At 61.9% G+C, this 17,725-nt stretch carries 16 protein-coding genes and 1 tRNA gene; 9 read left to right on the plus strand and 8 right to left on the minus strand.

Annotation, left to right across the window (positions count from 1 at the left end; translation table 11 throughout):
- Positions 1-21: 21 nt before the first annotated feature.
- Positions 22-594 (plus strand): hypothetical protein, encoded by a 573-nt coding sequence (locus ACILSR_RS04570; RefSeq protein ID WP_395748547.1) that lies wholly within the window; start codon positions 22-24, stop codon positions 592-594.
- A 98-nt stretch (positions 595-692) separates the two neighbouring features.
- Here ACILSR_RS04570 and ACILSR_RS04575 read toward each other — a convergent pair whose 3' ends face one another.
- Positions 693-1,580 (minus strand): peptidylprolyl isomerase, encoded by an 888-nt coding sequence (locus ACILSR_RS04575; RefSeq protein WP_395748548.1) that lies wholly within the window; start codon positions 1,578-1,580, stop codon positions 693-695.
- 142 nt (positions 1,581-1,722) lie between these two features.
- On the opposite strand from ACILSR_RS04575, the gene ACILSR_RS04580 reads away from it, so the two are divergent.
- The 3 genes from ACILSR_RS04580 (at position 1,723) to ACILSR_RS04590 (ending at position 5,423) form a co-directional block, all read left to right on the plus strand.
- Positions 1,723-2,676 carry a D-alanyl-D-alanine carboxypeptidase family protein gene (locus ACILSR_RS04580; RefSeq protein ID WP_395748549.1) on the plus strand — a complete coding sequence of 318 codons (954 nt, stop codon included), beginning with the start codon at positions 1,723-1,725 and terminating at the stop codon, positions 2,674-2,676.
- A 139-nt stretch (positions 2,677-2,815) separates the two neighbouring features.
- The gene (locus tag ACILSR_RS04585) at positions 2,816-3,973 is read left to right on the plus strand and encodes a hypothetical protein (protein ID WP_395748550.1); all 1,158 of its coding nucleotides are present in this window, start codon (positions 2,816-2,818) and stop codon (positions 3,971-3,973) included.
- Between the two features lie 115 nt (positions 3,974-4,088).
- Complete coding sequence (locus ACILSR_RS04590) at positions 4,089-5,423, plus strand: DUF1501 domain-containing protein (protein ID WP_395748551.1); 1,335 nt, start codon at positions 4,089-4,091, stop codon at positions 5,421-5,423.
- 141 nt (positions 5,424-5,564) lie between these two features.
- On the opposite strand, the gene ACILSR_RS04595 is transcribed toward ACILSR_RS04590, so the two are convergent.
- Positions 5,565-6,449, minus strand: coding sequence for a prenyltransferase/squalene oxidase repeat-containing protein (locus ACILSR_RS04595; protein WP_395748552.1), 885 nt, complete (start codon positions 6,447-6,449; stop codon positions 5,565-5,567).
- 112 nt (positions 6,450-6,561) lie between these two features.
- Between ACILSR_RS04595 and ACILSR_RS04600 the strand changes: the two genes are divergently transcribed.
- The 3 genes from ACILSR_RS04600 (at position 6,562) to ACILSR_RS04610 (ending at position 8,058) form a co-directional block, all read left to right on the plus strand.
- Positions 6,562-6,646 (plus strand) — tRNA-Leu (locus ACILSR_RS04600).
- Positions 6,647-6,885: 239 nt separating this feature from the next.
- Positions 6,886-7,560, plus strand: coding sequence for a ubiquinone/menaquinone biosynthesis methyltransferase (locus tag ACILSR_RS04605; RefSeq protein WP_395748553.1), 675 nt, complete (start codon positions 6,886-6,888; stop codon positions 7,558-7,560).
- A gap of 354 nt (positions 7,561-7,914) precedes the next feature.
- Entirely contained in the window at positions 7,915-8,058 is a 144-nt protein-coding gene (locus ACILSR_RS04610) for a lmo0937 family membrane protein (protein WP_395748554.1), read from the plus strand.
- Between the two features lie 156 nt (positions 8,059-8,214).
- Here ACILSR_RS04610 and ACILSR_RS04615 read toward each other — a convergent pair whose 3' ends face one another.
- The 6 genes from ACILSR_RS04615 to ACILSR_RS04640 form a co-directional block, all read right to left on the minus strand.
- Complete coding sequence (locus ACILSR_RS04615) at positions 8,215-9,720, minus strand: NAD(P)H-hydrate dehydratase (RefSeq protein ID WP_395748555.1); 1,506 nt, start codon at positions 9,718-9,720, stop codon at positions 8,215-8,217.
- Complete coding sequence (locus ACILSR_RS04620; RefSeq protein WP_395748556.1) at positions 9,717-10,478, minus strand: hypothetical protein; 762 nt, start codon at positions 10,476-10,478, stop codon at positions 9,717-9,719. The genes ACILSR_RS04615 and ACILSR_RS04620 overlap by 4 nt, the downstream gene beginning before the upstream one ends.
- 54 nt (positions 10,479-10,532) lie before the next feature.
- On the minus strand, positions 10,533-11,012 hold the full coding sequence (gene folK, locus ACILSR_RS04625) for a 2-amino-4-hydroxy-6-hydroxymethyldihydropteridine diphosphokinase (RefSeq protein WP_395748557.1): 480 nt from the start codon (positions 11,010-11,012) through the stop codon (positions 10,533-10,535).
- 83 nt (positions 11,013-11,095) lie between these two features.
- Positions 11,096-11,833, minus strand: a complete 738-nt coding sequence (gene dapB, locus ACILSR_RS04630) for a 4-hydroxy-tetrahydrodipicolinate reductase (protein WP_395748558.1) — start codon at positions 11,831-11,833, stop codon at positions 11,096-11,098.
- 32 nt (positions 11,834-11,865) lie between these two features.
- Positions 11,866-14,757: a PD-(D/E)XK nuclease family protein gene (locus ACILSR_RS04635; protein ID WP_395748559.1), complete on the minus strand. Its 2,892-nt coding sequence runs from the start codon at positions 14,755-14,757 to the stop codon at positions 11,866-11,868.
- Positions 14,754-15,266: a gluconokinase gene (locus ACILSR_RS04640; RefSeq protein WP_395748560.1), complete on the minus strand. Its 513-nt coding sequence runs from the start codon at positions 15,264-15,266 to the stop codon at positions 14,754-14,756. The genes ACILSR_RS04635 and ACILSR_RS04640 overlap by 4 nt, the downstream gene beginning before the upstream one ends.
- Positions 15,267-15,332: 66 nt before the next feature.
- Between ACILSR_RS04640 and ACILSR_RS04645 the strand changes: the two genes are divergently transcribed.
- Positions 15,333-15,998, plus strand: coding sequence for a DUF1080 domain-containing protein (locus ACILSR_RS04645; RefSeq protein WP_395748561.1), 666 nt, complete (start codon positions 15,333-15,335; stop codon positions 15,996-15,998).
- A gap of 14 nt (positions 15,999-16,012) precedes the next feature.
- Positions 16,013-17,641, plus strand: a complete 1,629-nt coding sequence (locus ACILSR_RS04650) for an esterase/lipase family protein (protein WP_395748562.1) — start codon at positions 16,013-16,015, stop codon at positions 17,639-17,641.
- Positions 17,642-17,725 lie beyond the last annotated feature (84 nt).

Genomic DNA, 17,725 nt, shown 5'->3' on the forward strand with positions numbered 1-17,725 from the left:
GCACTGTGAAACTGCCATGTTGTGCGCTTTGTTGCAAACAAGCCGATGTCAGATCACGATCTCCAACAGCCGCCGCCCATACCGCCCGACTTGCGGTGTGAGTATGAGGAGCGTCCCTTTCAGAACTGCACCCGCTGCGGCGAGTCCCTGCCCGACTTCCCCGGCGGCTTCCAAATCTCCAAGGCCTACAAGCGGGGCGAATGCGTGATGGAGTATGCCCTTTGCGATCACTGCCGCACGCAGATGATGGAGGAATTTTCCCAGGAGTCGAAAAAACGTCTGTCCCAGTTTCAGGACGAGCAGGTCACCCTGGACCGCGGTCTGGATTCCTGCGCCGTCTGCAGCACCCGGCGCGATTCCCCTGGCATGGATGATTTCGTCATCACCGGTGTCTGCGAGGGGCTCTCCCTCCTGCACAGTGTCATGATCTGCGGCAAATGCGGCGACACCGTGCAGGGCTTCATCTCCCAAAAAACCCGCGATACCTGGCGCCGCTTTGTGGATGACAATTTCCCCGGCCCCCCGCCGATGGATGAACTGCCGGAACCCGTGCGGGAGATCCGTACGCCGGTGCCGGTGATCTCGAAGATCTAAGTCCGAGCAGAGGCGAGCAAGAGAGCAGGGCAGGGGCGAGGCAACGCCCCTTTGGCCAACTTGAAACTTTAAACCTCAAACTTGAAACTTCCTTCTGCCTAGTGCCCGCAGTTGTGTCCTTCCGGGTCCGTGTCTTCCACCTTCGCAGTGGCTTTCAGCTCTTCCAGGAAGGCATTGAATTTCTTGTCCCGGTACTCTTCGATGAACCGGTTCCTCACCTCCGCTCTCACATCTTCAAAAGGCAGGGCCACCGACGGCCTGCGCCCCGTGACGGTGCACACATGAAAGCCCAGCTGCGTGGTGAAGACCGGGCTGATCTCCCCCTCGCCCATCGAAAAGGCGATCGTCTCAAACTCCTCCATGAACTCACCGCGCTTGAACCACCCCAGGTCAATCTGCTGCTGTTCGGCATTGCGGTGCTCCTCCGCCAGTTTGGCGAAATCCGCGCCCGCGAGCAGCTGGGAGCGCACATCCCGCATGGCCTGGTAGATTTCCTTGCGGCTCGTGGCGCCCTGCAGGCTCTTGGTGATGTGGGAGGCCTTGATCTCCTCCTCCGTCATGTAGTGCTTCAGGTTTGCCTCATAGCACTCGCGCAGTTCAGCCTCCGTCGGCTCAGGTTCCGGCGCGTAGATCTCCTGCAGCATTTTGTCCAGCCGCACGCCGCCGGACACGTTTTCCCGTACCACGGCCTCGTCCTTCATCGGCATGCCGATGTTCATGTAAAACTGCGTTTCGCCGCCCGCTTCGTCGATCAGCTTGGTCAGGCGCGCGGTGACGTCCGCTTCGGACACCTCTGGGTATCTTCTGCGGCTTTCCTGCCCCAGCAGCGCACGCGAGGTCAGGTTGTCCTTGGCAATGCCGCGAAACTCAGGGTCTCTCTCGCAGCAGGCCACCTGCAGGGTGCGCTCGTAGTGGCTTTTGATATGGCGAAACTCCGCCTCAATGATTTCGTCGTCGATGTGTTCGCCGTTGATGATAAGTGCCATATGGGGCGCGAACATGGAGCGCCGCGCGGCGGGCGCAAGGTTTGACAATAAACTCCCGGTGGCCTAGATGGACCCTGCCACAGATGTTTGTACGGCATGAAAGCTGCGAACCGTTATGGCACTCTCCCACGATGTTGAACGCATGATGACAAGATTGATCCAGCTATTGATGACGGTCACGGCCGCGTGGTCGCTGGCCAGCTGTGCCGAGCAGGGGGTGACCCGGGCCATCCCCGTCGCTCCCAATACCCAGCACATGTATGCCCAGGGAGACTCCGCCCAGATCATGCCCGTCATGCTTCCGGAGCGTCCCATGCTGGTGGCCACCTCCGGTCCGTCCATACGAGCCGCCTCCTACCTCCTTCTGGACGCACGCACGGGGCAGCATCTGGCCGGGCGCAGCTTTGAGACTGCGCGCGGTGTGGCCAGCACTCAGAAGCTCGTGACCGCCATGGTCGTCCTGGACGCTGGAAATCTGGACAAAATGGTCCGCATCCAGGCCTCGGACGTTTCCGTGGAGCCCACCCGCCTCGGCATAAAGCCCGGTGAAGTCTATACCCGCCGCGAGCTCCTCTATGCCTTCCTGGTGAAAAGCGCCAATGACGTCGCCAATGCACTGGCGCGTGACAATGCCGGCAGCATCTCCGCCTTTACGGAAAAAATGAATGCCAAGGCTCGCTCCCTCGGCTGCACCAACTCCCATTTCAGAAACCCCCATGGCCTGACGGTGAGCGGCCAGTACTCCACCGCGCGGGACATGGCCCGCGTGGCCATGGCTGCCTACCGTAACAGCACCATCCGCGACGTGGTCCGGCGGAAATACTTCGCCTTCCGCCGCGCGGACGGGCACGTGGTCACTCTCACAAACACCAATGAACTCCTCGGCAAGATGCCTGAATGCAACGGCATGAAGACCGGATACACCGTGGCCAGCGGACGCTGTTTGATCTCCAGCGCGGCCAGCGGCAGCCGGGAGGTCATCCTGGTGCAGCTTGGCACCAAGACCAAATATATCTGGGAGGATGCCCGGATCATGATGAGCTGGGGCCTGCAGCGCCTGCGCTCCTCCGGCGGGGTGGCCATGTCGGGTTGGTAGGCAAATTGAACAACCACCGGTTGCGGGGCATCCATCCACAAGCCAGATTGTTCGTTACCCCCAAAGTCAGCCCAGAATGCCGGCCACCACCCTCGTTTGTCCTCATTGCGAAAAAACTGTCGAAATCCAGGTTTCCTCAGTGACACGCTCACGCCCCTGTCCCGAATGCGGCCAGATGGTGATGCTTCAGATGGCGGAGAAGACCACCAAGACCAAGCGCCGTGCGCTGCTGATGGGTCAGAACGAACCGGCCCCCGCACCCCCTGTGGCCCAGAGTCGCATGGAGCCTTCCCATGAGCCCCAGCCTCTCCCTGGAGACGCCTTCGAGCGCATGCGCATGGATCCTGAGATCCAGCTGTTTCGTAAGCGCTTGCTGATCGGTGCCGCCGTGGTCGGCGTCCTCGTGCTTCTCCTGGTCGCCTGGAGCATGATTCCATCTGCCGCCGAACCGCAAAAGGCCGCCACCACCCCTCCGGCTGAAAAGGCCGGATCCCCGCCTGCCAGAGAAAACGGCGCCGTGGCTCCGTCCCTGGCCTCCATGCTGCCCCCGGATGAGCCCAAGCCGCAGATAAATTCCGGCAACCTCGTCTTTCGTCCTCCGGGAAGTGAAAACCTCAAGACTGCAACGGCTCTTCCGGTGGCTCCCAGCAATTTGGGTGAAAATCTTGCCAAGCTCGCCGCTGCTGAGGAGGCTCTGGCCAATTTCCTGAAAACACCCACCTGGCAGAAGCGCGCTCTGCTGGTGCGCGACAAGTTGCGTGTGGTCCCCTTGATGAGCATCTACTACGCAAAAAATGCGGATGGCCCCATTGCCTTCGACTCGATTGTTGAAGCCTCCGAAAAGTCTCCCAAGTTTAGCGAGCACGTGGTCGTGTTCGAGGGCGGCGGTCGTCGCGTTGCCACCGTCGAGCACTCCGCCTCCGGCCCCCTGGTGGACTGGGAATCCTTCGTCGGTGCCGGCGAGATGGCCTGGTCTGACTTCCTCGATCTGAAACAGGCCGCCCCCACGCTGTTTCGCGTGCAGGTTTCTCCGGCAGGACACTTTGAAAATCAGTTCGGCGATCCTTCGGTGCTCAATTGCTACAGCCTTCGAAATATCTCCGAACCCGGCGCCAAGGTCGTCTATGGCTACGCTGAAAAATCCAGCGCTCTGGCCAGGGAGCTGGACTTCCGCCTGCAGCAAAGCTCAGACGCCACCGTGCCGATGATTCTAAAGCTCAAGTTTCCCGCGGACGCCCCGGTGGACTTCCAGGTGTGGATCCATCAGTTCGTGCAGGCAGGCTGGGTCACCCCCTGAGACTCCGAATCGCCCCTCATCAGGATTTGTGTAAATTTTCGCAAGATCCGCAAGATCGCTTTGAGCGCCCCGTAATTCCTCACGAATCCAGCAACAACTCCCCCCCTCTTCTCCTATGAAAATGCACTCACTCTGCCAAGGCAATCACCTTGATTTGCGCTCCGGTGTCAGCCGTCGTGACTTCCTCTACGTCGGCATGCTCGGCGGTCTTGGCCTCTCGCTTCCCGAGATGCTTCGCCTCCAGGCGGCTCAGGTCATGCCTGAAGTGGAGTCCTTCAAGGCGGTCGCGGATTCGGTCATTCACATCTACCTTCCCGGCGGCATGGCGCAGCACGAGTCCTGGGATCCCAAGCCCTTTGCCTCTCCAGACTATCGCGGCCCCTTCACTCCCATCAAGACTTCCATCCCTGGCGAATACGTCGGTGAGAAGTTCGCGAACATCGCCAAGATCATGAACAAGCTCACCGTCATCCGCTCGATGACCCACGGTGAAGCCGCCCATGAGCGTGGCACGCACAACATGTTCACCGGCTACCGCCCCAGCCCGGCCATCAAGTTCCCCAGCTTCGGCTCCGTCATCTCTCACGAGCAGGGCAGCCGCAACAACCTGCCTCCCTACGTCGTCGTGCCAAACATGGTCGCTCCTGAGCAGGGCACCGGTTACATGAGCAGCGCCTTCGGCCCCTTCGCCCTCGGCAGCGACCCCGCTGACAAAGGCTTCACCGTTCGCGATCTCCTCACCCCGAAAGACGTCGATGAAAAGCGCTTCGACCGCCGCCGCAATCTCCTCGGCACTGTGGACGAGCACTTCAAGGCCGTCGAAAAAGCCGACTCCATCAGCGCCATGGACAGCTTCTATCAGGCCGCCTACGGCCTCATCAGCAGCGCCAAAGCCCGCGAAGCCTTTGACCTCACCAAGGAATCCGACAAGCTGCGTGACGAATACGGCCGCAACACCGCCGGTCAGCGCTTCCTGCTCGCCCGTCGTCTGGTGGAAGCCGGCGTCCGCATGGTCTCCGTCAACTACGGCGGCTGGGACCACCACTCCAACATCAAGGACGCCTTCAACGGCCAGGCCCCGAACTTCGATCAGGCCTTCGCACGCCTCATCACCGACCTTGCAGACCGTGGCATGCTCAAGCGCACCCTCGTCATGGTCAGTTCCGAATTCGGCCGCACGCCCAAGATCAACGGCACCAATGGCCGTGACCACTGGCCGCGCGTCTTCTCCGTTGCCCTTGCCGGTGGTGGTGTCAAAGAAGGCTACATCCACGGTGCCTCCGACGCCCTCGGTGGTGAGCCAGATCGCGATGCCGTCGGACCCGAAGACCTTGCCCGCACCATGTATCGCCTCCTCGGCATCAACAGCGAGAAGCGCATCATGGCAGACGGCGGTCGCCCCATCGACATCGTCAACGGCGGTCGCATCCTCACGGAAGCCCTCGCTTAATTAATCCAGCACTTCCGAAAACCCGGGCAGCAATGCCCGGGTTTTTTTGCGCCCAAACATCACACCGAACCCACCCAGGAGAGGGATCATCCTGATCCCTCACGCGCACACTCGCCTCATGGCTTTCAGTGCGCTCATCGCCTACGCCAGATGCCCCAGCGCCAGCATTCCATAATACGTATACTCGCAGTCCAGCACATCATCCGTCCAGTTGCCGTGAAATCCGCCCGTGGCATTCCACAACGAATCCACGAAATCCAGGCACGGCTCCTTCACCTTTGAATAATCCGCCTGCACCGCATCCAGCGCATGCAGCGCCACGGCCGTGGAAAGCAGATCAGGAATGGGAGCCGCAGGCAGCGCTAAAAATCCCCCCGCGGGCAGGCATTGCCGCAGCAGCCAGTCCACCGCTTCCGCTGGCGGGGCCATGTCCATGTGCCGGTGCAGCGCTACCATCGCTGCTGTTGCCGTCGTAGATCCCACCGGAATCCCGGGCTCATTCGACCACGCCCCATCCTTCGTCCTCAGTCCGCCCATGCACTCAGCCAGCCGCCATGGTTCCGGCGGTATTCCCCCCAGATCCTGATAAGCGCCCCAGGCCAGCAGGCAGCCATACGCGCTCCCCTTGGCCCGATTCGGCGCCTGATGGTAACCACCATCCGCACAGCGAAACGCCTCGATGCGAGCCGCCAGCGCCTCGCGCGATGCGGTGGAAAAATCCTGCATCCCCGCATTCGCCCAGCAGCGCGCCAGGCAGCACAGATGCACAAAATCCTGCCGCTCTCCCTCACCAAACTGCGCCAGCCACGGCTTCACATCGGGGATCGTGCTCGCATCCACCGAGAGCGCTTGCAGTCCCTCCAGCCCAAAGACGGTGTAGTACAGGTCCGGCTTCTCATTGCGATCCAAAAAACCTCCCTCGGGGGACACCCGCGAACGTAAAAACGCCTCCACCAGCTCCGCCGACTCCCCCAGGAGTTTCGGAGCCAGCCGCGCCACCTGCAGCATCTCAAGACGAAAAGACATGCGCACGCGCCTAACCCCGGCTCTGACGTCTCGCCAGAAGAAAGTCATTTTTCCCGCTTGAGTATTTTCTGGCGTGGTCAAAACTCACGTCCCCAGTCAACCCGACTCCATTGCTCACGTGGCGGAATTGGTAGACGCGCTAGATTCAGGTTCTAGTGAGTAACATCGTGAAGGTTCGAGTCCTTTCGTGAGCACCATCCCCCTCTAACTGAGGGGTTTCCCTCGGAAACGTTGAGGCGGCTGCAGGTGAGAACCGTCGCTGAGAATAGGGCGGTATGTCAAAGGATCGAAGGCATGCGGTGCTGATGCCGCGCGGCTGTTTTTCCACCCTGAAGCCCTCTAAAAAACGGCTCGTCAAACGAGGATAAGGCGGCAATGTGGCCGCCATGCAGTGCGAGAAAAACGGTGACCGGTTACACAGAAAGGTGAAGGAGACATGCAAGACGCAGGATTCGTAAGGCAGGCATTTGCGGGAATCGCGTCGCGGTATGTGCTGGCCAATCACGTCCTCAGCCTCGGCATTGACTGCCTCTGGCGGCGCACCACCTCCCGTCGCATCGCCGAACTCAATCCCCGCCGCATTCTTGACCTTGCCACTGGCAGTGGCGACCTTGCCCAGGCCATTCAAAAAGCCTGCCCTCAGGCCAGAGTTCTTGGTGCCGATTTCTCCGTCCCCATGATGCGTGAGGCTCAGGCCCGCCACTTCCATTCCCTCGTCGCGGCGGACGGCCTCGCGCTGCCTTTTCAGGATGCTGTCTTCGACGTCCTCACCGTCGCCTTCGGTCTGCGCAACATGGCCTCCTGGCCCGCCGCCCTTCAGGAAATGAGCCGCGTCCTCCGCCCTGGCGGCCGCCTTTTCGTTCTCGACTTTTCCATCCCTCGCGTCCCCGGCATTCGTCAGCTCTACCTTTTTTATCTCAAGCAGATCATGCCCCGCATCGCCGGCTGGATCACCGGCAAGCGCGAAGCCTACGTCTATCTCTGCGGCTCCATCGAGCGCTTCCCCTCCGGCAAAGACATGGAGTCCATGATCTGCGCCAACGGCTTCGCCAGCGCCAAAGCCCGCCAGCTCACCTTCGGGATCGCTTCATTGTATGAAGCCGTGAAGTGACCGGGGGAAAAGGTGACTATTCAGGTCCTCAGGGAATCTGGGTATGATGGTTCAGGGAATTGGCGTTGGGACGCTTTAAAACTCAGTCGGAGTAACAACGCAAACCTCCTCTCCCCGCTCCAGACATAGCAGCTCTGAGCCTCCTTCGGGGAGAGGTCGGGTGAGGGGGGGGCCAAAGCCCCAGTGCGCCGCATCTTCCATTCCAATTACCACCAACCTGAATAGTTACGGAAAAAGGAGGTGATGGTGACGCAGAAGCACGCCTTCGTTCCCAACACCCCGCGTCTGTCCACCATAAACAAGGTTCCCGCAGTCTCGCACGCCCAAATCCTCAGCCGGCAGCGATGAGCCGGTATGTACTACACGGTCGCTATCGTTCTCCTCATCCTCTGGCTCGCCAGCTGGCTCAGTTTGCACATCCTTGGCGCGTTCGTTCATCTATTGCTCGTCCTCGCCATAATCACCTTCGTCATGGGACTGTTTAGAAAGCCTGCCTGACTGGAAGGTGTGTAGCCCGCTTTCGCTTTTTCGTATTGGAGTCCCGGCTTTAGCCGGTCCGGTTCGCTGCGCCTATCTGCACTGCAGTCCCGTCTCCACGCAGTGCTCCGCCAACTTGAAACTTGAAACCTTAAACTTGTAACTCCCTCCGCTCCCTCAAAACCGCCCCTCCTTCAAATCCCGCATCGCCGCACCGAGCTTGGCCGCCACATCAGTCGCCCCCACCGCCTCCATCGCCATCCCGCCTTCGCTCACGCACAGCTCCGCCGCACGTCCACTCAGCCACGCTCCCAGCCCCGCGCTATGATGCAGCGTCAGCTGCTGTGCCGCAAAGGCAGCGCACACCCCTGACAGCACATCGCCCATGCCGCCGCTGGCCATGCCGGGATGCCCCGTCGTGTTAAACAGCGTCACCTCACCATGCGCACCAATCACCGTACGCGCTCCCTTGAGCAGCAGCGTGCGTCCCGGTGCATTCTCCGTCAGCGCCTCCACCAGTGCACGGCGGCTCATGCCATGCCAGCCTGGAAAATTGCGCAGAATGCGGTCCATCTCGCCAGGGTGGGGCGTCATCAGCCGCGGCAGCTCGCCCGTCGCATCCAGCACCTCCGGATGCTTCGCCAGCATGGTCAGAGCATCCGCATCCACCACCGTCGGCGTCTTGGTCTCCGCCAGCACTTTCATGATCTCTTTCTCATGTGCAAAGCCCAGCCCGGGCCCGACCACCAGCGCATCAAATCGCATCTCCAGTACCTCGCCATAATCCGTCACTGGCTTCACCATCACCTCTGCCGGCATGCGCGGTGCCAGCAGCGGATACGCCTCCGGCCGCACCAGCAGCGTCACCAGCCCCGCGCCAGTGCGGATCGCCCCACGGCATGCGAGCTCCGCCGCTCCTAGAAACCCCGGCGAACCCGCCAGGATGCCCACGCGCCCCGCCTCACCCTTGTGCATGTCATTCGCGCGCCTTGGCAGCCACTCCCGCAGCAGGCGCGGCGTCAGCACCTCCGCCTGCGCATCACCCTTGGCTTCGTTCAGCTCCGCCACCGGTATCAGAGCCATGCGGCCCACGTAATGATCTGCGCCATCCTCCAGCAGCCCCGCTTTGATCTGCGCCACCACCGCTGTCACATCCGCCTCCACCGCATCCTCGCATGCTTCGCCACGGTCCCCGTCCAGGCCCGAGGGCAGGTCCATCGCAATCGTCATCGCATGCCGTTTGGAGCGCAGCAGGTTCATCTCCCGTGCCAGCATTCGCAGCTCCGGCTTCAGCGGTCCTTGGGCACCGATGCCCACCAGCCCATCCAGGCATACGAGCGGCCCTGCTGGGAAATCAAACGCCATCGCATCATCCAGCACTCGCACAAAATTCCGCAGCCCCGCCAGATGTCCACGTGGCAGCTCCTTCATCGCCTCCGGCGCGCAGCACAGCCGAACATGCACTTTCCACCCGTCCGCCTCCAGATGCCGCGCTGCCACCAGCGCATCTCCCGCGTTGTTCCCTTTGCCGAGATACAGCACCAGCGATCCCGCACGCGGCGCAAACTGCCGCACCACTCCGGCAATGCCCCGCCCGGCCGTCTCCATCAGTGCCGCCGCGCTCACACCGCGTTCGAAGGCGGCTTCCTCGCATTGCTGCATCTGACGGCAGGTCACGATCATGGCAGTTCCGCTGCATCCAGCAGCATGGCTTTGAGAGTGTAGGCGGCCTGCAGCGTATCCTGCGCCGTGCCTGACGCGGGCTGGGAGATGACGCGTGTGCCTTTCGTCGTGGTTTCCAGCACCCGTGAGATGGTGGCGATGCCTTCCGTCTCCGGTCCGCCCAGCACAAACAAATGCATTAGCCGTTCCCCGTCGCGCTTCAGTAGTTTGCTCAGCTCCTCCACTGCGGCAGGTGTGTCTGGAATGAACGCAAAACGCAACGAGCGCACCACCTTCTCGCCCGTGATTTCATGCGCGATGCTCAGGCTCTCAGCGATCGCTTGCGCCGTGCTCTCGGCACGCTCAGGGGCGCCGCCATAAGGTACCAGCACCATCACCACCTCCATCGGCCGCTTGGTCCCCGTCAGCTCTGCGTCGATGACCGACTGCTCGCTGCCGAAGCGCTCACGCCTCACATTGTAGCCCATGTTCTCCGCGCCCATGGTGGACTGCAGATACCCCGGGATGCTCAGGTCCCGGTCCTCCTTGCTCAGCGCCGTGCGCAGAATCCCCACATGCCGTTCAATCCCTTCCGCGCTGATCGTCCGCCGCAGCGCCTGCGCATACTTGAAGGACCGGTCCGCCGCCTGGTCCTTCTTCCACTGCCAGATGCCAAAGGACGCGATGCCAAGAATGATCGTGCCCACGGGCAGCATGACGAGGGCAAAACGAATCCAGCGGCCAGGGTCGGAGTTGGGTGCAGGTTGCGCTTCGGTCATGAGGAGAGGTGACGGTGGTTGGCGTGGATTTTAAAAATCACCGTCAACGATCGTTCAGCCACCGTCAACAACCGTCATCTCCCTCAGCAGGTCCGCCACCGTCTCCTTCTGCCCTGGCAGCACCAACTCCGGCCGGATGTCCGCCAGCGGCTCCAGCACAAAGCGCCGCAGATGCATGCGAGGGTGTGGCAGCGTCAGCACGGGATCATCGCTCACCACATCATCCGCATACAACAGGTCCAGATCCAGCGTACGCGGCGAGTTCCTCTCCCGCTGCTCCGGCCTTCCCAGCGCCTGCTCCACCGCCTTCAAATGCACATGCAGCTCCTCCGGCCTGCACTCCGCAGCCACCTCAATCACCGTATTCAAAAACGCCTGCGTCCCCGGCGCACAATCCACCGGCTCAGTCTCGTACACCCGCGCACTCGCATTCAGCCGGATGCCTGGCACACGCGCCATCAGCAGGTCGATGCCGCGCTGAATGTTGGCAGCGCGATCGCCGAGATTGGAGCCGAGGGCGATGCCGAATTTCATGATTTTCAGTCGTAGGCGAGGGTATGCAGCGGTTTGGAAACCATTGCAAACAACGGCAAACCACTGCCAGCCATCGCAAACTTTTACTTCAGCCCCAGCACATCCTGCATGTCATACAGCCCCGCAGGCTTCCCCTGCAGCCACACCGCAGCGCGCACGGACCCATTGGCAAAAGTATCACGGCTGCTGGCCTTGTGGGTCAGCTCCACGCGTTCGCCGACGTTCGAAAAGATCACCGTGTGATCGCCCACCACATCCCCGCCGCGGATCGCATGCACACCGATCTCCTTCGGAGTCCGAGCGCCCACATCTCCAAAGCGGCCGTGCTTGCAGTCCTTGTCATATTCCAGACCGCGCACATCTGCCAGAATCTCCACCAGCGTGCGCGCCGTTCCGCTCGGCGAATCCTTCTTCATCCGGTGGTGCATCTCCACCACCTCCAGGTCAAAGTCCGGTCCCAGCAGCTCCGTCGCCTTGCGCGTCAGCCAGAAGAGCGTGTTCACACCCACACTGTAGTTGGACGCAAACACCACCGGCAGCGTCTTCGCCGCCTCACGGATGCGTGCCAGCTCCTCATTCGTATGCCCCGTCGTGCCGATCACCAGGCTCTTCTTCTGTTTCAGGCACTCGTCCAGCAGCTCATTGGTGAAAAGGTGGGACGAGAAATCGATCACGCTGTCGGCTTTGTCCAGAGCAGGGGACAGAGCATCGCCCACATCCACGGTGGAGGCGACGGCGACGCCTTGAGCTTCGGCGGCACGAATGATGGCCTGGCCCATGCGGCCCTTGCTGCCAGTGATGAGAAGTTTAAGGTCGGACATAAAGAGCCAGCTTGATAAGCGGGGCCTCGTGATTATGCAAGAGGCGGCTGAACGCTGTACATCGGGTCCCCCAGCAGCATCTCCTCGTAGCTCCCGTTCGCCGCCCGCTCCGCCGGTGGCCAGAACACTCCTTCACGGATCCGCTTCACCGCTTCCGCCGCACACGCCAGCGCCGCCGCCATCAGCTCCTCATCAAAATCCTCCCAGGACAGGATCTCCGTTTCCTGAATGCTCTTGGGAAGCGCAAAATACGCCACCCGGCTTACCGGCTGTCCGCGCTGCTGCAGCGCCGCCGCGTATAGCGGCAGCTGCAGGTCCAGCCACAGGCCCCGCTTGCCATCGGGCAGGTCAAAGCACTTCCATTCATCCGCCTCTGTCAGTTTCGTCCGTGTGGTGATCACTTTGTAGTGAGACTCCTCCGGCGGCCGCGGCTTGTCAGAGCTTTTGAAATCCACGATCCGCAGCGTGCCGTCCACATGCTTCTCCACCCGGTCGATCCGGCCCTTCAGCCGTGCCCCGCCTATCAAAAACGGCAGCGCATCCTCCTCCCCGCCGATCTTCAGCTCCGCTTCAATGCAGCGCCACCCCTGCTGCCGGTTCAGCGCCTCCACTTTCGCCGCCTGCTGCAGCCGTTGCAGAATGCTGTCCAGTTGCAAAGTGATCAGCGGCGCGGGCCGTTCACCGTAGATTTCCCGCACACGCTCTCTTGCCGCCGCCTCCAGGCATTCCGTGATCTGCCCCGGATGCGTGCAGTCCTTCATGCTCGCCTCCAGGCTCAGGCGATGAAACGCATGATGAATCAGATTGCCAAACTCGGCCGCATCCAGCTCACGCTTGCCCGTTTCCACGGCGGCCATGTTTCGGGTATAGGTCAGGTAATAGCGAAACGGACAGCCCAGATACTGCCGCAGCCGCGAAGTCGAGATCGTCTCCACCGCCTTCGGTCTCCAGTCCGGCCGCAGCGGCCACGCCAGCACGCGCTTCGGCTCTGCCTCCGCCTGCTGCTCCTCCTCCTTGGGAAACAAATGCGCCACGCGCTGCGGCAGCACCTTGTTGTCACACAGAAATAGCAGCCGTGAGGGTCTCAGCGCATCGCCCCCGTCGCTCCACTGGCCGCACAGCAGCCGCAGCTTGCCGCGTTCGCCCAGCCGCTGCTGGGCCAGTGCCGCCAGGATGAAGGCATCACGCGCAAACCGTGTGTTCTGGCACGGCAGCCCCAGCGCGTTGCGCAGCCCGTCCGGCAGAAAGGGGTGGCTGATGAAAATGCCTGGCACATGCTCCTCATTCAGTCCTGTCACGATCAGGTTCGGCGACTTCTCCCACAGCAGTTCCAGCCAGCCTTGCAGCACCAGGTCGATCTCCCCGCGCGGCTCCGCCAGCCGGCTCTGCGCGAGGCACTCCAGCGACAGAGAAAAAGTATCCTCCGCATTTGGCTTTAGTCCAAACCGCTGTGCCTCCTGCTCCAGCTCCTCAGTGATCCGCAGCCACTCGCTCGCCAGCTCCGTCCGTTCCCGGTGCCCCGGCGCTTCGGGATTAAACTCACGCTCGCCCAGCAGCCGCAGGATCAGCGTCCGCGCCGCCTGCGTTGGTGTCTGCTTCTTCAATTCATCCAGCAGGTCCATCGTGTGCTTCACCGCGGGCAGCAGGGCAGGGTATCTCGCCAGCGGCAGCTCCTTCGCATGCGCCAACGTCACCGGCAGATGTTCGCTGGTAAAATCATCCGCCGCGCGCAGCAGCGCAGACACGCTTGGTTTTCTCGCTCCATCGCCCTCGTCACCATTTGCGCCATCCATCGGGATCACCTTCGCACCAGCCACTCTCGGAATCACAGCATCCCGAAATTCTTCGATGCGCAGCAGCGCCGCAAACGCCCGCCACGCCCCGGTGCTCAGCAGCACTCGGAAGCACTCCAGCACATGCCACAAACCTTCGCGCTGCACCGGCGTGCCTCCTGGCTCAAAGCTCCGCGCCTCTTCCAGCGCCAGCTTCTCCAGCAGCAGGCTCCCCACCTCCGCGTCGCACACACCCAGCGCCGTTCGTCCCTGCGGCACCAGCTCCCGCATCAGGTCCAGCGTCCGCGTCGCCTGCGTGGAAGGGTCGCGCATGACATCGATCTGCCCGTCATCAAACGGCAGGCTGTTCTCCGCATACTCGCCCCAATAAAGCGGCAAGGGCCTGCCGCAGGCATCAAACGAATGCGCCATCGCTTCCGGTGCCTGCACCGCTACCACCACACCCACGCCACGCTTCGCACATCCCGCGATCCACGCGTCCAGAAGCGGCGGCAGGTCGGGAGACGCCAGCACCACGATCTTCTCCACGCCCTCCGGCAGCACCGGCTCATGCGCATGCCGCCTCTTCAGGGCCTGCCCGTCCGTCACCATCGCATTCGCGAGTTCTTCAAAGTACACCTCTTCGATTTTCGCCAGGTCCTGCCACCGCGCCGCATCGCGCTGCGCCGCCGGCGCACTGGCTGTGTCTGCAAAAGTCAGCCCACCGGTCCCCAGCAGCATTTTCAGCTCACCCAGCATCCGCGCCGTCTCCGCCTCCCAGCCCCAGCCGCGCTCCTTCGGCAGTTTTGGAAACAGCGCCTTCAGTTCCTCCAGTGGCACGCGCTCCAGGGCGCGCTGCCACGCCATCTGCGCCTGCAGTGCGGTCGCCGCTACATGCCGGCGCGTCTGAGGCAGCAGCGCCTGCTCCGGCAGCCACAGGTGCGGCACCAGCGCCGCCGTTCCCGTCTCGTTGGTCGTTTGCGCCAGCGCTTCACGCAGCCGGCGTCCCGCCTCACCGTTCGGCACCAGCAGCAGAGTGCTGCTCAGATCCAGCGCCTGCCTGCCATCCCAGCCGCGGCACAGGTAGGCCACGGCCTTTTCCAGCACCGGCGCATCCCATCCCCAGAACAGACGCTGAACTTTGCCGCTCATGCCTTTTCCAGTCTCTGAATGATGTCGTTCACGATCTCTTCCGGCGTTTGATCGATCGACACTCGCAGGACATCGGGCGTCGGGTCCAGCGTTGCCAGCTGGCTCGTCAGCAGGCTAGGCGGCATGAAGTGCCCCTTCCTCCCCGCCAGCCGGGTGGCGATGAGTTCCTGCGTCCCTTCCAGCAGCACAAACTTCAGCGTCTCCGCGTGATCGTGCGCCCGCAGCTTGTCACGATACTCCGGCTTCAGCGCGGAGCATGCCAGCACATAGATCGGCGTCAGGTGCCGCATGTCCTCGATCCGCTGCCGCAGCTTCGCATACCATGGCCACCGGTCCTCGTCGTTCAGCGGTGTGCCAGCGGACATCTTCGCCTTGTTTGACGCCGGGTGGAAGTCATCGCCATCCTCAAAGACGCCGTCGAGTTTCGCGGTCAGCAGGCTGCCGACGACGGATTTGCCGGAGCCGGAAACTCCCATGATGATGATGGTTTTTAGATCGGGGTTGAGCATGATTGAAGGTGATTTTTGTGAAGCTTGACCGTGGGCCGTGCCACGCTGAGGGTGCGGGCCGAAGCCATGAAATTTTCCATCCTGACCTCTCTTCTGGTGCTCGGCACCGCCTTTGTCACTGCCGAAGACAAGCCCGCCGCCGCCAAACCTGAGGCCGCCGGGGAAGTCGTTCTCTTCAACGGCAAATCACTCGACGACTGGGAGACCGTGGACGTCGGCGGCAGCGGGGTGGTGGAACTGGAGGGTGGCCTCATGATTATCAATCAGGGGGAAAACGTGAGCGGTGCCATTTACAAGAAAGCCGCCGCTCTGCCAACGACCAACTACGAGATCACGCTCGAAGCCAAGCGCATGCAGGGCGTCGATTTCTTCGTCGGCCTCACCTTTCCCGTCGGCGACCTCAAACACTGCGCCACCCTCGTCTGCGGCGGCTGGGGCGGCAGCGTCACCGGCATCTCCTGCATCGATGGCATGGACGCCTCCGACAACAACACCTCCAGCTACCAGCGCTACAAGGACGACGAATGGTACGCCATCAAGCTTCGTGTCACTCCCAAAAATCTCAGCGCCTGGCTCGGCGAAAAGCAGATCATCGATGAAGACATCGAGGGCAAAAAAATCGGCATCCGTCCCGGTCCCATCGAAAGCTACCTGCCGCTCTCTCTCACCACATTCAGCACCACCGCGGCCATCCGCAACATCAAGCTCACACCCATCGTGGAGAAAAAGTGATGCCGCCCGGCAGTGTGCTCCGCTCTCTGGCGCTCGCCACCTGTGGCGTGCTGGTTTCCTGCCACTCGGTGCTCCGCGTGGAGACACCGCGCGCGGAGACCTCGCTGACCGCGCGTGAAAAACGCCGCATGGCCGCTTTGCTGGATCACATGGCTGCGGGCTGGGACGGCATGCATCACGGGCCATCCGCCCAGCGCCGCCGCGCGCAGGATCAGTATGATCAGGCGCTCGCCAGCTTCCTGCATGAGTGGGATGATCACCAAAGCCCCCGCTACTGGCAGAGCGGCACTGTCTTTGCCTCTGGAACTCAGTCTTTCCAGATTGACTTCGACCCCAAGGCCAGCCCGCGTCGTGAAGTCCCACCCGCGCAGATGGACCAGATCATTCTTCCTTCGCGGAAGAAAACGCATTCCGAAGACACGCTCTCGGAGCGTTCTGGTTTGGGGGTGCCCGTTGTCGGACACGTGCTCCGCACCCCCGAAGCCCGCAAGGAGCACCCCTTCATGCCTCCAAACGGTGGGAACCTCACCCTCACCGCCGTCATGGAGGTGGACGATGACGATGCAGACCCCGCCACTCCTCGCCACTGCCGGCTGCATTTGCACAATGCCTTGAATGTCGAATCCGTGAAGGTCCGCCAGGATGAGCGCCCCCTCGCCGCTAACTTTACCGCCGCCAAGGACCGCGCCCTGTCCCCAAAAACAATGCGCCTGTTCTCCTGGCTCGGCCTCCTCTATCCCGAGCGCACTCTGGGAGACTGCCAGCTCTACCGCATGGACTCGTATGATCCCCAGCGCATTCCTGTGGTCTTTGTGCACGGCCTCATGTCAGACCCCCACATCTGGCTGAACACCGTCAATGCCATCAGTTCAGATCCCGAATTGCGGAAAAAATATCAGCCTTGGTACTTCCTCTACCCCACCGGCATGAGCGTGCCTCAGACTTCCGCCCGCCTCCGTGCCTCCCTTCAGCAGGCCCGCGACCACTACGACCCGGATCGCAACGACCCCGGCATGAATCGCATGATCCTCGTCGGCCACAGCATGGGCGGACTCCTCAGCCGCATGCAGGCCATCGATCCCAAGGACAAGCTCTGGAACGCCATCTTCACCAAGCCCCCCGAAAAACTCAATGTTTCCGCTTCTGATCGCGACCGCCTCGTCAGCACGCTCAAGTTCAAGCCGCAGTCTCAGGTGAAGCGCCTGGTCTTCATCACCACTCCACACCACGGCAGCAACATCGCCGGCATGAACATCGTTCGCCGCCTCGCTTCCCTCATCCGTTTGCCCGTGGACACCTTGCTCATTTCCCAGCAGCTCATCACTGGCAACACCGACGCCCTCTCCCCCCAGATCCGTGACTGGGGGTTCTTTGCATTTCTCAGCATCGGCACACTTTCAGACGAGCATCCCTTCTATGACGGTCTGAACTCCGTGCCCATCCCCGTGCCCTACCACTCCATCATCGGCCAGTATGGGCGCAAGCCTCTGCTCGAAAGTTCCGACGGCGCCGTCCCTTACCGGAGTTCCCATCTCGAAGGCGCGCAGTCGGAAAAAGTCCTCCCCTGCTGGCACGGCTGCGTCGAGCGCCCCGAAGTCGTCAAGGAAGTCGTCCGCATCCTTCGCGAACATCTGCGGGAATAAGGCGCGCGCTGAACGCGTCGTCCTCGTCCTTGCTCCTGCAGCGCCGGCGCAGCACTCGCATGCTCGGCACTGCGCACGTGATTC

The organism is Prosthecobacter sp., assembly GCF_044222565.1.
Classification (GTDB): domain Bacteria; phylum Verrucomicrobiota; class Verrucomicrobiia; order Verrucomicrobiales; family Verrucomicrobiaceae; genus Prosthecobacter.